This is a genomic window from Winogradskya consettensis (assembly GCF_018332715.1).
Lineage (GTDB): Bacteria > Actinomycetota > Actinomycetes > Mycobacteriales > Micromonosporaceae > Actinoplanes > Actinoplanes consettensis.
In genome coordinates this window covers 104,936-117,834 of the sequence record NZ_BOQP01000016.1, presented here as the reverse complement: position 1 = coordinate 117,834, position 12,899 = coordinate 104,936, and the positions used below count along the sequence as shown (strand labels likewise).

Below are 12,899 nucleotides of genomic sequence, written 5' to 3'. Positions count from 1 at the left end.
CGCCGACCCGAGCCGCGGCGGACCTATGCCGCGACGAGTGCCAGCTCCGGGAGCACGGCGGCTGCGCGTTCGAGGTCGGTGCCCAGCGGGCGGTCTTCGAAGCTGGGCTCCAGGGCGGCCGCGGCGATCTCGAAGGCCTGCCGGACGGGGCCGTCGGTGAGACGACCCGGGGCCATGCGGAGGGCGCGGACGGCGGCGACCAGTTCCGCGGCGAGCAGGGTCGGTGCGTAGTGGGACATTCTGCGCAGGGAGCGGGCGCCCTGGGTGGCGAAGCTGGCGTGTTCCTCCAGGCCGAGGGAAATGGTCAGCGTGCCGGCCGCGACGGGCTGCATGCCGACGCGGATCTCGGTGAGCAGGTCCTGGACCACGTATTCGCTGATCATCAGGCCGGAGCTGCCCGCCGGGCCGGCCGCCAGGAACGCGCGCAGACCGGTGAGGTCGGGCCGCATCAGCAGGCCGAGGCGGGCCGAGGACAGGGACAGGACGGGCAGGAACGTTCCGCGTACGGCGTCCAGGCTGGACGCCAGCGTCGCGGTGTGGAACTGACCGTGGTGGTGGACGCCGTCCGCGGTCACGAGCGGGTTCTCCACGGCCGCGTTGAGCTCGGCCGTCAGCACGTCGTGCAGCGCGTCGACGGCGTGGACGGCGGGTGCGGTGACCTGGGGCAGGACCCGCAGCCCGAACGGGTCCTGGATACGAGCGGGAGCACCTGAGCCCGCCACCAGCCGGCGGAGCATCCCCGCGACCTCGACCTGACCGGGATGCGCGCGGGCCTGGTGGACGACGGCCTCGTACGCTCCCGGGTTGCCCTGTAGAGCAAGGAATGTCAGCGCGGCGATGACCGTGGAGGCGCGCAGCTGGGTGTGGACGCGGTCGAGGGCGAGCACTGCCGTCGCGACGGTCAGCGCGCTGGAGCTGATCATCGGGAGGGCGTCGGTGGCGTCGATCGTGGTGACCGGGCCGGGCCCGTAGCGCCAGGGGCGTTCGCCGGCGAGGGTGAGGCCCAGTTCGGCGAGGGCGGCCAGGTCGGCCGTGCCGATGGCACCCCAGGAGTGCAGGGTGGGTACGGCACCCGAGCGCACCGCCTCGGCGAGCGCGTCGGTGACCCGGCGGGAGATGCCCGATCCGCCCGCGAGGATCTGGTTGAGCCGGACGGTCATCGCCGCGCGGGCCGTCACGTCGTCCTCGACCGGGCCGGTCGCCGCGCAGTGGCTGCGCAGGAGCCGCAGGCCGTGGTCAAGATCGTCGCCGGTACTCTCGTGCCGGTTGGCGCCGACGCCGGTGTTGGCGCCGTAGACCGCGCCGCGGGCCCGGGCGTCGTCCAGCGCGGCGTGCCGGTCGCCGATGCGGCCCAGCGCCACCGGGTCGACCTCGATGGCCGCCGCACCGGAGGCGACGGCGAGCAGGCCGTCCGTCGTCAAAGTCTGCCCGTCGAGGCGGACCACCGTGTCTTCGCTGGTCACCTGTTGACACCCCATTCACTACACCGGAAGTATGAATAAAGATCTTCAGGAGGTTCCATGATCACATTCGAAGACGTGGTGAAGGTCTATCCAGGCGGCAGCACCGCGGTAGATCATCTCTCGCTCGAGCTGCCCACCGGCAAGACCACCGTGCTCGTCGGGCCGTCCGGCTGCGGCAAGACCACCTCGCTCCGGATGATCAACCGGATGGTACGGCCCACGTCGGGCCGGGTACTGATCGACGGACGCGACGTGGCGGAGCAGGACGAGGCCCTGCTGCGCCGGGGCATCGGCTACGTCATCCAGCACGCCGGGCTCTTCCCGCACCGCACGGTGCTGGACAACGTCGCGACGGTGCCGATGCTGCTCGGGTGTACCCGTAAGCAGGCCCGGACCGACGCGCTGGGCCTGCTGGAACGGGTCGGCCTGTCCGCCGAGTTCGCCAAGCGCTACCCCGCTCAGCTCTCCGGCGGGCAGCAGCAGCGCGTCGGCGTGGCCCGCGCGCTGGCCGCCGACCCGCCGATCATGGTGATGGACGAGCCGTTCAGCGCGGTCGACCCGGTGGTCCGGGAGGGGCTGCACCGCGAGTTCCTGCGGCTGCAGAAGGACCTGGGCAAGACGATCGCGATGGTGACGCACGACATCGACGAGGCGATCAAGCTCGGTGACGTGGTCGCCATCTTCCGCCAGGGCGGCCGGCTGGCCCAGGTCGGCACGCCGCGGGAGGTGCTCGCGAACCCCGCCGACGACTTCGTGGCCGAGTTCGTGGGCCGCGACCGCGGGCTGCGCAGCCTGTCCTTCGAGTCGGCCGCCGACCTGCCCGTACGCCCACTGTCCGAGGTCGGCGATCTGGCGTTGGACGACGCGGGGCGTCCCGTGGGGTACGGCAGCTTCACCCGCGCCGACTCGTTGCGGCTGGTGACCGACCTGGCGATCATCTCCCCGGCCGGCATCGCGGTAAGGGTGGACGCCGAGGGCGTCGCCGACGGGGTCGTGCGTCACCACGACCTCGTCGACCACCTGGCCGCCCGGCGCCGCGAGCAGCCGTGATCACCTATCTGTCGAACAACACCGACGTCGTCCTGGCCGCATTGCGCCAGCACATCGTGCTGGCCCTGCTGCCGGTGCTCATCGGGTTCGTGGTCGCGCTGCCGATCGGTTACCTCGGTGTCCGGTTCCCCCGGGTCTACCACCCGCTGGTCAACATCTGCGGGGTGCTGTACTCGATCCCGTCGCTGGCGCTGTTCGTGTTCCTGCCGGTGATCCTCGGCACGAAGATCCTCTCGCCGCTCAACATCGTGGTCGCGCTGAGCATCTACACGGTCGCGCTGCTGGCACGGACCGTCGCCGACGGGCTGCGCTCGGTCGACGAGCTGGTCACCCAGTCCGCGACCGCGATGGGCTACCGCCGGTTCCGGCGCCTGGTCGACGTCGAGCTCCCGGTGGCGCTGCCGGTGATCCTGGCGGGGCTGCGCGCGGCGACCGTCGCCAACATCAGCCTGGTCAGCGTCGGTGCCCTGATCGGCGTCGGCGGGCTCGGGCAGCTGTTCACCCGCGGCTTCCAGCTGTTCTACCTCGAGCCCATCCTCGTCGGCATCATCCTCTCGATCGCGCTCGCGGCGGTCGCCGACCTGGCCATCGTGCTCGTGCAGCGCCTGATCACCCCGTGGAGTCGCGTGTGAACCTCTCCTACCTGTTCGACGCGGCGCACTGGGATCCCACGCTGTCCGGTGGTATCCCCCAGCTGATCCTGTCCCACCTGGGATACGTCGCGCTGGCGCTGCTCATCGGCACGGTCATCGCGCTGCCCGCGGGGCTCTACATCGGGCACACCGGGCGCGGCTCGTTCCTGGCGATCAACGCGGGCAACGCGGGCCGGTCCCTGCCCACGCTGGGCCTGCTGATGCTGATGGTCACGCTGCTGGGGCTCGGGCTCACACCCGTACTCATCGCCCTGAGCGTGCTGGTCATCCCGCCGGTCCTGACCTCCGCGTACGCGGGGATGCGCAGCCTGGACCAGCGGGTCGTCGACGCCGCCCGTGGCATGGGCATGCGCCCCTGGCAGGTCCTCACCCGCGTCGAGCTGCCCATGGCCCTGCCCGTGCTGATGAGCGGGTTCCGCAGCGCCGCGCTCCAGGTCGTCGCGACGGCGACCGTCGCCGCGGCGGTGGGCCTCAGCGGTCTCGGCCGGCTCCTCATCGACGGCCTGGCCGTCAACGACTATTCCCGAGTGCTGGCCGGCGCCATCGTCGTCGCGGTGCTGGCTGTCGGGCTCGATCTGCTGCTCGCACTGGTGCAGCGCTGGGTCGTATCCCCCGGCCTGAATCCCTCTCCGAAAGGTCCTTCATGACACGCATACGCCTGATCGGTGCGGCGATCGCCGCGCTGACGACGATCGCCCTCACCGGCTGCGGCGCCGGTGACGACCCGCTGAAGGACGACGCCGGTTCCGCGTCGTCGGCGCCGGGAAGCATCACCATCGGCTCGGCCAACTTCGCCGAGAGCGAGCTGCTCGCCGAGATCTACGCCCAGGCTCTCGAGGCCAAGCAGGTGAAGGTCAAGCGGACGTTCAACATCGGCGCCCGCGAGCTCTACCTCAAGGCGCTGCAGGACAAGTCGATCGACCTGCTCCCCGAGTACAACGGCGCCCTGCTCGCCGCGCTGGCCACCGGTGGCGCGCCCGAGGGCGTCAGCTCGCCGACCGACGTGCTCGCCGCGCTGAAGAAGGTGCTGCCCGCCGGCACCGAGGTCCTGGAGCAGTCCGCCGCCGAGGACAAGGACACCCTCAGCGTCACCCAGGAGACCGCGACCAGGTTCAGCCTCAAGACCATCGACGACCTCAAGCCGGTGGCCGGTCAGCTCACCGTCGGCGCGGGACCGGAATGGGCCGAGCGCTACCAGGGGCTAAAGGGACTCGAAAGCCTGTACGGCGTGAAGTTCAAGGAGTTCAAGCCGCTCGACGCCGGTGGCCCGCTCACTGTCAAGGCGCTGACCGGCGGCGACATCGACGTCGGCAACGTGTTCTCCACGGACTCCGCGATCACGACCAACAAGCTCGTCGTGCTGGCGGACCCGAAGAACCTCTACACCGCGGAGAACGTCCTGCCGCTGATCCGCTCCGAGGCGAACAACCCCACCGTCAGCGGGGCGCTGAACGCGGTCTCGGCCAAGCTGACCACCGAGAACCTCACGACGTACCTGGCCAAGGTGCAGGTCGACAAGCAGGACACCGCGGCGGTCGCCAAGGCGTTCCTGACCGACAACGGCCTGGTCTAGTTTTCAGGGCGCATCTGATTCATCAGATGCGCCCCAGCGGCGAGCAGGCGCCACCCGGCGAATCCGAGCAGGGTGGCGCCGGGCTCGCCGGTCGGCTGCGGGCCACCGGCCATCCGCGGCAGCGTGGACTTGCCGCACGCGGACGGGCCGAGCACCGCGATCACCTCGGCGGCGGCGACGCTGAGGTCGATGCCGGTCAGCACGGGCCGGGCGCGTTCGTTCCCCGGTGAACCACGGGCAACGCATTGACGAATTCGCAACATTCGGCCGTGATTTCGAGATAATTTCCAGAAAAGCGAAATCTATCTCGCCGGGATCGATCTTCAAACGTTTGACGCTTTCTGCCGGGTGCTATATCTTTCCGGTGGAAGGCACGGGGTGTGCGGACCCATCACCTCTTCTTGCTCCCGATCTTGATCATGATCAATCGCGGGCGTCCGCATACCGATCTCACCCATCGCTGTGCTGCTGCGCGTCTGCGCCATTATCGGCACCAACGTGCGCTGCGATGAATGGGGGAACCGTGCTCCGAGAAGATCGCGAGACCAGATCCATCGATGCCCGGATCGAACGGCATCTGGCCGACCGGGTCGACGGCGAACAGCATTGGATGGCCCGCAAGTCGCTCTACGAGACCGGCTTCGCCCTGGTGTCCTATGTGCTCCCGCAGGACGTCAAGGAACGCCTCGACGAGGAGATGGCCGCGCTGATCGACGCGCAGTCGATCCGCCGTGACATGCGATTCGCCCAGACCGGCAACAGTCCCCGCAAGATGCGCAACGTCTCCGCGGCGGACATCCACCAGCACAACGGCCCGGTCCGCGAGCTCTACGACTCCCCCGCGCTGCGCGGCGCGCTCTCGGCCGTGGCCGGTGAGGACGTCCTCACCTGCCCGTACGCGCCGGAACACTACGTGATCACGCATCTGGAACGGCCCGGCGACACCCACGGATGGCATTGGGACGACTACAGTTTCGGCGTCATCTACGTCGCCGAGGTGCCCGACGTCGAGCTCGGCGGATTTGTGCAGACGGTGCCCAACACCGTCTGGGACAAATCCAATCCCCGCGTTTTCCAGAACCTCGTCGACAATCCGATCGTCTCCTATTCGCTGCGCCCCGGAGATATGTATCTCCTGCGCACCGACACCACTTTGCATCGCGTTCACCCGGTGGAGACCGGTGGCCGCCGCACCATTGTCAACATGGCCTTCGCCGCCGAGCGCGATCTTTCCAAAGAGATCGACCACGAGACGATGGAGGAGCTGTTCCATGTCTGAGCCGCATGAGATCAAGAAGGTCGTTCTGGCGTACTCCGGCGGGCTGGACACCTCCGTCATCCTGGCGTGGCTGAAGGAGCGGTATTCCTGCGAGGTCGTCGCGTACATCGCGGACCTGGGACAGGGCGAGGAGCTGGACCGGGCGCGCGACAAGGCGTTCACGATCGGGGCGAGCGAGGTGTACGTCGAGGACCTGCGCGAGGAGTTCGCCCGCGACTACGTGTTCCCGGTGCTGCGCGCGAACGCGGTCTACGAGGACGGTTACCTGCTCGGCTCGGCGATCGGGCGGCCGTTGATCGCCGCCCGGCAGATCGAGATCGCCCGCCGGACCGGGGCTGACGCCGTCGCGCACGGCGCGACCGGCAAGGGCAACGACCAGGTGCGTTTCGAGCTCGCCTATCAGGCGCTGAACCCGGACATCACCATCGTGACGCCGTGGCGCGAGTGGGATCTGCACGCCCGCACCGAGTTGCTGGCGTTCGCCGCGGAGCACGGCATCCCCATCGACCGGACCGGTGCCGCGGAGCGACCGTACTCGGTGGACGCCAACCTCGTGAACACGACGTACGAGGGAGAGCTGCTGGAGGATCCGGCGGTGGCCGCGCCCGACGGGGTGTTCTCCCGGACCCGCGACCTGCTCGACGCGGCCGACCAGCCGGAGTCCGTGCGGATCGGTTTCCGCGGCGGTGACCCGGTGTCCCTCGACGGCGAACAGCGCTCGCCCGCCGAGCTGTTCGCGCAGCTCAACGAGATCGCGAGCCGGCACGGCGTCGGGCGCATCGACATGGTCGAGAACAGGATCCTCGGCATCAAGACCCGCGGCGTCTACGAGTCACCGGCCGCGACGGTGCTGCTCACCGCGCACCGGGCGGTGGAGGCGATGGTCCTCGACGGCGAGGTCGCCCTGCTCAAGCGCGAGCTGATGCCCCGGTACGCCAACCTGGTCTACCGCGGCCTCTGGTTCGCCCCGGAGCGGCACATGCTGCAGGCCGCCATCGATCACAGCCAGACCGACGTGACCGGCGAGGTCGAGGTCTCGCTCTACAAGGGCAACGTCACCGTGCGCAGCCGGTCCGCCGAGCGGTCCCGCTACAACCGCGGCATGGTGACGTTCGAGCAGCCGGCGCTGTTCGACCAGCACCACCCCGAGGGCTACATCCGGATGACCGGTCTGCGCCTGCGAGCCACGACCGGCGCTTCATGAGGATCGTCTTCTTCGGGTACGGCGTGCTCGGCGCGGTGGCCCTCGACGGGCTGCTCGCCGCGCACACCGTGGCCCTGGTCATCACCCACCCCGCCGACTTCAGCGGTCTCGGCGAGCCCGACGTGCAGGACCTCGCGGAGCGGCACGGCCTGCCGGTCGTCCTGTCAGCGTTCGGCGCCGAGCCGGACCTCGCGGACCGGATCAGGGCGGCAGCCCCCGACCTGGTCGTGTCCACCAACTGGCGCACCCGGCTGCCGGCGGACCTGCTGTCGCTGGCCCCGCTCGGCGCGCTGAACGTCCACGACGCGCTGCTACCGAAGTATTCCGGGTTCGGCGCGATCAACTGGGCGATCCGCAACGGCGAGGCGGAGACCGGCGTGACGGTGCACGTCATGGAACCGGACTTCGACTCCGGCCCCGTGATGGCGCGCACGGTCGTGGCGATCGGCCCCGACGAGCTGGCCGGCGACCTGTACGAACGGGTCACCGCGGCCTACGTGCCGACGCTGACCGCGGCGATCGAGGCACGGTCCGCAGGGTCCACCGGGACGCCGCAGGACCCGTCGGCGCGGACCTTCTACCACCGGATCGGCACCGGCGACGTGCGGATCGACTGGACGCTGCCGAGCCTGGCGGCGTACGCGCTGGTCCGGGCGCAGTCGGACCCGTACGTCAACGCCTGGACCACCTACGACGGTGACGAGGTCCGGGTAAAGGCGGCCCGGCTACCGGAGTCGGCCATCTGCGGCACACCCGGCCGGCTGATCCGGCGTACGGGTGACGGCGTGACGGTCGGCTGCGGACCCGTGGGCGCACCGGGCTCACGGGGCCTCGTGCTGCTGACCGTCCAGCCCGCCGGATCGGGCGAGCTACCGGCCGCCGACTACTTCAAACGGATGGGCGGATACCTGCTGTAGCGCGGCGTACGACCTCGAGAGCTCTTTCAGGCACAGGTAATCGGCAGGAGACCGCTTCGCGATGGCCACACCCGTCACCTCCACCACCTCGTTGACCCGCTCGTTGCGGGCCCCCGGGCTGATCGTGCACTACGTCAGCTCGGTGATCGGTGTCGGCGTACTGATCATCCCCGGGCACGCGGCGGAGGCGGCCGGCCCGCTCTCGCTGCTGGCCTGGCTGTTACTGATCGTCTACTCGTACCCGTTCGCGCTGATCTTCGCGCGGCTGTCCATGCTGTACCCGACGAGCCGGGGCATCCCGGAATTCATCGAGCGCGCGTTCGGGCGCAGGCCCGCGCAGATCTCGTCGGTCTTCCTGGTCCTGACGCTGCTGGTGGCGAACCCGGTGCTCGGCCTCGCCGCGATCCGGTACCTCTTCACGATCTGGGACCCGGACCCGAGCAACCTGACCGTCATCGGGTACGGCTTCCTGGTCGTGCTCGCGTCGATCCTGTTCAACCTGCTCGGCATCAAGGTCAGCACGAGACTGCAGGCGACCCTGCTCACGGTGCTCGTCGCGTTCCTCGTCGTGGTCATCGCGGTGTCGTTGCCGCACGCCGAGCCCGCCAACCTGACCCCGTTCGCCCCGCACGGCTGGGGTGCGCTCGGCTCCGCGCTGATCATCTGCTTCTTCGGCTTCATCGGCTGGGAGAACGCCGCGCCGGTCGCCGAGGAGGTCGTGGACCCGCCGCGGACGTTCCCCCGGGCCATCTTCCTGGCCGTGTTCCTGGTCGGCGCGCTCTACTTCCTGATGGCCGTCACGGTCATCCTGGTCGTGCCCGCCGACGTCGCGAGCGGCGAGCAGATCACCGCGTTCACCACGCTGCTGAAGATCGCCTCCGGGCAGAGCATCGCGATCGTCGGCAACATCGTCGCCGTGGTGCTGCTCATCCTCGCGACGAACGCCTGGGTCCTCGGCACGTCCCGGGTCATCTACGCGACCGCCCGCGACGGACTGCTCCCGTCGGCGCTGACGAGGGTGTCGCGGCGCAACGGGGTGCCATACGGCGCGCTGCTGTTCCTGATCCCCGGTTACGGCGTCTTCCTGGGCATCCTCGCGCTCACCGGGCGCGACGAGACCCTGATCATCACCGCGTCGTCGGCGGCGTTCCTGCTCATCTTCCTGGTCACGTTTCTCGCCGCCCGCAAACTGCTGGTCGGCCGTGGGATCCGCGCCCTGAACATGACGATCATCGTGGTCACGGTCGTCATCATCCCGTTCTTCCGCGACAGCCTGCTCTACGCCGTGGCGTTCTTCCTGATCGCGTTCCTGCTCATCACCATGCGGCGCAGGACCACCACCCCCACGGCCGAGGAACCGAGCGCGGAGGAACCGAGCGCGGAGGAACCGAGCGCCGAGGAGGTGAGCAGCCGTGACTGAGCTGCCGAGCCCCGGCTACTCCCAGTCGGTCGAGGTGAGCGCCACCCGCCGCACCCTCTACATCAGCGGCCAGATACCGCAACGCCCCGACGGCTCGGTCCCGGAGACGTTCGAGGAACAGTGCGAGCTGGTGTGGCGCAACCTGTTCACCACGCTGGAATCGAGTGGCATGGAACCTCGCGACCTGGTCAAGGTGACGACGTTCAGTGCCTGGAACCCCGGTTCCGCCCGTACGTCAGGCGCTGAACGCGGCGGCGTACTGATCGGCGACGCCGGGGAGGTCGGCCATCTCGGTCTCGATCGCGGTCAGCCCGAAGTCGACGACGTCCGCCCCCAGCTCACGCAGCAACCGCGCCAGGAACGCCTCGGTGGCGTCGGCCTGCGACTGGAACGTGGCGGTCACGACGGGCACGGCGACGACCCCCGCCAGCGCGTTGGCGGGCAACTGGTCCAGGAACGCCTTGAGTGCCCCGGAATACGAACCCTGACAGGTCGGCGTCGCCACGATGAGCAGCGTCGCCTCCTGCACGTCCGCCAGCGCGTGGCCCGTCCGGTCGTCTCCCGGGACGAGCAGCGCGGGCCCGAGCTCCGCGATGTCGACCAGGGCCACGGTGCAGCGCTTCCCGGGCCCGGCCAGCCGTTCCCCGACGGCCCGGGCGAGCTGCAACGTCCTTGACCCCGGACGCGGATGCCCGCAGATCACTACGACGTCCGTCATCAGCATGTCCTTCCGGTCGCCATCTCCTTCCCCATCATGCGGCCACATGCGCCGATTGACCATCCGTCAGTTCATCCTCACTCAAAGCTACAGAGGATCATCCCCGCCGGTGAGCGTGTACGCCTCCAGCCGGAGTCCTGAGACTTTGATCCGTTCGCAGGAGGAGCAGGAGCAACACCGCAGAAAGTTCGCGCATCCCGGTATCCAGCGCAACATTCAGCCCCGGCCGACTGCTGCGCCCGGCGGCGGCCCCGAACGACAGCGCGCAGCCGTTCGTCGGTCCGGCGGTGGCTGCGCCCGGGGAAACCGATCGAGCGATGCGAATCGAATGGTGCGCACCCTCGACGGCAGCGGCTGTGACCAGGGCAACCTTGGATAGCAGCAAACCTATGGAATCTATAGGGTTTGGGCCATGACACAGGTTCTGGCGGTGGACGAGCACGCGGCGTGGCAGGCGGAGCGGCGGCGTGCGGTCACCGCGCCCACCGGAAATCTGGCGCTGGTCGAGACCCGCTGGGGTGCGGACGATCCGGAGGCGGCGCTCGCCGGGCAGCCGGGCTCCGTGACCGCTACCCGGTTGAAGCGGCACAATCCGCTCACCGGGGCCGAGGAGCGCGGGGTCCGGCTGTGGGACGCCGACTCGGCCGCGATCCGTGCCTTCCAGGGCATCGACACGTACGCGTACGACCCGGCCTGGGTCCTCGAGGCCCGTTACACCGAGGTCCCGGATGTTCGGAAAGTGCCGTTCCAGCATGCGCAGGATGCCGGTTTCACCCGTGATCTTCCGGTTCCCGGCGACCTGCACCTCACGCTGGCGGGCCGGAACTACACGCTGAACGCGTTCGACGACGACGGGCCGCTGCTGCTGGTGTTCGGCGACCCGACCAACGGCAGGGACACGTACGGTTCCGGCCGGTTCCTGTTCGTCGAGCGCATCGCCGGCACGGATCGGGCGATCCTCGATTTCAACCGGGCGTTCGTCCCGCCGTGCGGCTTCTCGGAGCACTACAACTGCCCGATGCCGCCGCCGCAGAACCGCCTCGCGGTCCCGGTCGAGGCCGGCGAGAAGCTCGCACTGTTCAACCACTGAAACCCCTTGAAAGAAGACATAACCCGTGAACACAATGTTGCGTACGCTCGCAGCGGTCACCGCTCTCGGCCTGGCCGGGGCGCTCGCCGCGTGCGGCGGGGGTGACGACGACGCGACGGTCAAGGACAGCGCGGCGGCGGTCATCCAGGTCGGTTCGGTCTACGAGCCGCAGAACCTCGACAACACCGCCGGCGGTGGCCAGGGCGTGACCGAGGCGCTGAACGGCAACGTCTACGAGGGGCTGTTCAAGCTCACCGACACCGGCACGGTCGAGCCGCTGCTGGCCAAGGAGCAGAAGGTCAGCGACGACGGCCTGACCTACACGTTCACCCTGCGCGACGGCGTCAAGTTCCACTCCGGCAAGGCGCTGACCTCGGCGGACGTCAAGGCGAGCATCGAGCGGGTGACCGCGGAGAATTCCAAGTCGGCCCGCAAGAGCAACCTCGCGGTGATCAAGACGATCACCACGCCGGACGACGCGACCGTGGTCGTGCAGCTGTCGGCGCGGTCCATCTCGTTCGTCTACAACCTGAGCTACATCTGGATCGTCAACGCGGCGGCAAAGGACCTCACCACGACCGCGGACGGCACCGGGCCCTACAAGCTCGGCGAGTGGAAGCGCGGCTCCACGCTGAGCCTGACCAAGTTCGACGGCTACTGGGGTACGCCCGCGAAGAACGCCGGCGTCGTCTTCCACTACTTCACCGACGCCACGGCGCTGAACAACGCGCTGCTGACCAACGCCGTCGATGTGGTCACCAGCGAGCAGAGCCCGGACGCGCTCGCGCAGTTCACGAGCAACACCGCGTACAAGGTGAACAACGGCAAGGGCACCACCAAGCTGCTGCTCGCGTTCAACGACAAGGTCGCGCCGTTCGACAAGCCGGCCGTGCGCCAGGCGATCAGCGCGGCGATCGACGACAAGAAGCTGCTGACCTCGATCTGGGGCGACTACGGCACCCCGATCGGCTCGATGGTCCCGCCGACCGACCCGTGGTACGAGGACCTGACCTCGGTCAACGCGTACGACCCGGCGGTGGCCAAGCAGAAGCTCGCCGAGGCGGGGCTGCCGAACGGCTTCTCGTTCACGCTGGACACCCCGAGCTACGACCCGCACCCGACCGCGGCGACGTTCATCAAGTCGGAGCTGGCCAAGGTCGGCGTCACGGTGAACATCAACACGATCACCGCCGACGAGTGGTACACGAAGGTCTACCAGAAGCGCGACTTCCAGGCGACGATGCAGGAGCACGTCAACGATCGTGACGTGGTCTGGTACGGCGATCCCGATTTCTACTGGGGTTACAGCAATCCGCAGGTCACCGCGTGGATCAAGCAGGCCGAGGAAGCCAGGACGACCGACGAGCAGACGGCGTTGCTCAAGCAGGCCAACAAGCAGATCGCGCAGGACGCGGCGAGCGACTGGCTCTACCTCTACCCGCAGATCGTGGTCGCCTCCTCGAAGTTGTCCGGCTATCCGCTGAACGGGCTCAACGCTCAGTTCTTCGCGTACGACATCGTCAAGAACTGAT

Annotated in this window: 13 protein-coding genes and 1 pseudogene; 11 read left to right on the top strand and 3 right to left on the bottom strand. The window is 68.8% G+C overall.

Going from position 1 to position 12,899, the window contains the following annotated elements; all coding sequences use genetic code 11:
- Positions 1–23: 23 nt before the first annotated feature.
- Positions 24–1,463 (bottom strand): aromatic amino acid ammonia-lyase, encoded by a 1,440-nt coding sequence (locus tag Aco04nite_RS16315; protein WP_244876041.1) that lies wholly within the window; start codon positions 1,461–1,463, stop codon positions 24–26.
- Positions 1,464–1,520: 57 nt separating this feature from the next.
- Between Aco04nite_RS16315 and Aco04nite_RS16310 the strand changes: the two genes are divergently transcribed.
- From Aco04nite_RS16310 to Aco04nite_RS16295, 4 genes are read left to right on the top strand one after another with little or no spacing between them, the layout of a single operon-like run.
- Positions 1,521–2,513: an ABC transporter ATP-binding protein gene (locus Aco04nite_RS16310; protein WP_212998058.1), complete on the top strand. Its 993-nt coding sequence runs from the start codon at positions 1,521–1,523 to the stop codon at positions 2,511–2,513.
- On the top strand, positions 2,510–3,145 hold the full coding sequence (locus tag Aco04nite_RS16305) for an ABC transporter permease (RefSeq protein WP_212998057.1): 636 nt from the start codon (positions 2,510–2,512) through the stop codon (positions 3,143–3,145). Before Aco04nite_RS16310 ends, Aco04nite_RS16305 begins: the two co-directional genes overlap by 4 nt.
- The gene (locus tag Aco04nite_RS16300) at positions 3,130–3,813 is read left to right on the top strand and encodes an ABC transporter permease (protein WP_244876040.1); all 684 of its coding nucleotides are present in this window, start codon (positions 3,130–3,132) and stop codon (positions 3,811–3,813) included. Before Aco04nite_RS16305 ends, Aco04nite_RS16300 begins: the two co-directional genes overlap by 16 nt.
- Positions 3,810–4,739, top strand: a complete 930-nt coding sequence (locus Aco04nite_RS16295; protein WP_212998056.1) for an ABC transporter substrate-binding protein — start codon at positions 3,810–3,812, stop codon at positions 4,737–4,739. Before Aco04nite_RS16300 ends, Aco04nite_RS16295 begins: the two co-directional genes overlap by 4 nt.
- Here Aco04nite_RS16295 and Aco04nite_RS16290 read toward each other — a convergent pair.
- Positions 4,736–4,942 carry a hypothetical protein gene (locus Aco04nite_RS16290; RefSeq protein ID WP_212998055.1) on the bottom strand — a complete coding sequence of 69 codons (207 nt, stop codon included), beginning with the start codon at positions 4,940–4,942 and terminating at the stop codon, positions 4,736–4,738. The two genes, Aco04nite_RS16295 and Aco04nite_RS16290, sit on opposite strands and share 4 nt — an antisense overlap.
- Before the next feature lie 320 nt (positions 4,943–5,262).
- On the opposite strand from Aco04nite_RS16290, the gene Aco04nite_RS16285 reads away from it, so the two are divergent.
- The 5 genes and pseudogenes from Aco04nite_RS16285 to Aco04nite_RS50015 all read left to right on the top strand — a co-directional run.
- Complete coding sequence (locus tag Aco04nite_RS16285) at positions 5,263–6,018, top strand: HalD/BesD family halogenase (RefSeq protein WP_212998054.1); 756 nt, start codon at positions 5,263–5,265, stop codon at positions 6,016–6,018.
- Complete coding sequence (locus Aco04nite_RS16280; protein ID WP_212998053.1) at positions 6,011–7,222, top strand: argininosuccinate synthase; 1,212 nt, start codon at positions 6,011–6,013, stop codon at positions 7,220–7,222. Before Aco04nite_RS16285 ends, Aco04nite_RS16280 begins: the two co-directional genes overlap by 8 nt.
- Complete coding sequence (locus Aco04nite_RS16275; protein WP_212998052.1) at positions 7,219–8,139, top strand: methionyl-tRNA formyltransferase; 921 nt, start codon at positions 7,219–7,221, stop codon at positions 8,137–8,139. Before Aco04nite_RS16280 ends, Aco04nite_RS16275 begins: the two co-directional genes overlap by 4 nt.
- Positions 8,140–8,200: 61 nt before the next feature.
- Positions 8,201–9,559: an APC family permease gene (locus Aco04nite_RS16270; protein WP_212998051.1), complete on the top strand. Its 1,359-nt coding sequence runs from the start codon at positions 8,201–8,203 to the stop codon at positions 9,557–9,559.
- Positions 9,552–9,755: pseudogene (locus Aco04nite_RS50015) on the top strand (RidA family protein); the annotation flags it as partial. The gene Aco04nite_RS16270 and the pseudogene Aco04nite_RS50015, both read left to right, overlap by 8 nt.
- A gap of 39 nt (positions 9,756–9,794) precedes the next feature.
- Here Aco04nite_RS50015 and Aco04nite_RS16260 read toward each other — a convergent pair.
- Positions 9,795–10,277: an NADPH-dependent FMN reductase gene (locus Aco04nite_RS16260; protein ID WP_212998050.1), complete on the bottom strand. Its 483-nt coding sequence runs from the start codon at positions 10,275–10,277 to the stop codon at positions 9,795–9,797.
- A gap of 412 nt (positions 10,278–10,689) precedes the next feature.
- Between Aco04nite_RS16260 and Aco04nite_RS16255 the strand changes: the two genes are divergently transcribed.
- Together Aco04nite_RS16255 and Aco04nite_RS16250 are read left to right on the top strand one after the other, a co-directional pair.
- On the top strand, positions 10,690–11,367 hold the full coding sequence (locus Aco04nite_RS16255) for a DUF1684 domain-containing protein (RefSeq protein ID WP_212998049.1): 678 nt from the start codon (positions 10,690–10,692) through the stop codon (positions 11,365–11,367).
- A gap of 34 nt (positions 11,368–11,401) precedes the next feature.
- On the top strand, positions 11,402–12,898 hold the full coding sequence (locus tag Aco04nite_RS16250) for an ABC transporter substrate-binding protein (RefSeq protein WP_212998219.1): 1,497 nt from the start codon (positions 11,402–11,404) through the stop codon (positions 12,896–12,898).
- Position 12,899: the final 1 nt, after the last annotated feature.

Bases quoted from the DNA above. Each gene is read 5' to 3' on its own strand.
- Aco04nite_RS16310 (WP_212998058.1), top strand. From the start codon at position 1,521: ATGATCACATTCGAAGACGTGGTGAAGGTCTATCCAGGCGGCAGCACC.
- Aco04nite_RS16275 (WP_212998052.1), top strand. From the start codon at position 7,219: ATGAGGATCGTCTTCTTCGGGTACGGCGTGCTCGGCGCGGTGGCCCTC.
- Aco04nite_RS16250 (WP_212998219.1), top strand. From the start codon at position 11,402: ATGTTGCGTACGCTCGCAGCGGTCACCGCTCTCGGCCTGGCCGGGGCG.
- Aco04nite_RS16270 (WP_212998051.1), top strand. From the start codon at position 8,201: ATGGCCACACCCGTCACCTCCACCACCTCGTTGACCCGCTCGTTGCGG.
- Aco04nite_RS16255 (WP_212998049.1), top strand. From the start codon at position 10,690: ATGACACAGGTTCTGGCGGTGGACGAGCACGCGGCGTGGCAGGCGGAG.
- Aco04nite_RS16295 (WP_212998056.1), top strand. From the start codon at position 3,810: ATGACACGCATACGCCTGATCGGTGCGGCGATCGCCGCGCTGACGACG.
- Aco04nite_RS16280 (WP_212998053.1), top strand. From the start codon at position 6,011: ATGTCTGAGCCGCATGAGATCAAGAAGGTCGTTCTGGCGTACTCCGGC.
- Aco04nite_RS16260 (WP_212998050.1), bottom strand. From the start codon at position 10,277: ATGACGGACGTCGTAGTGATCTGCGGGCATCCGCGTCCGGGGTCAAGG.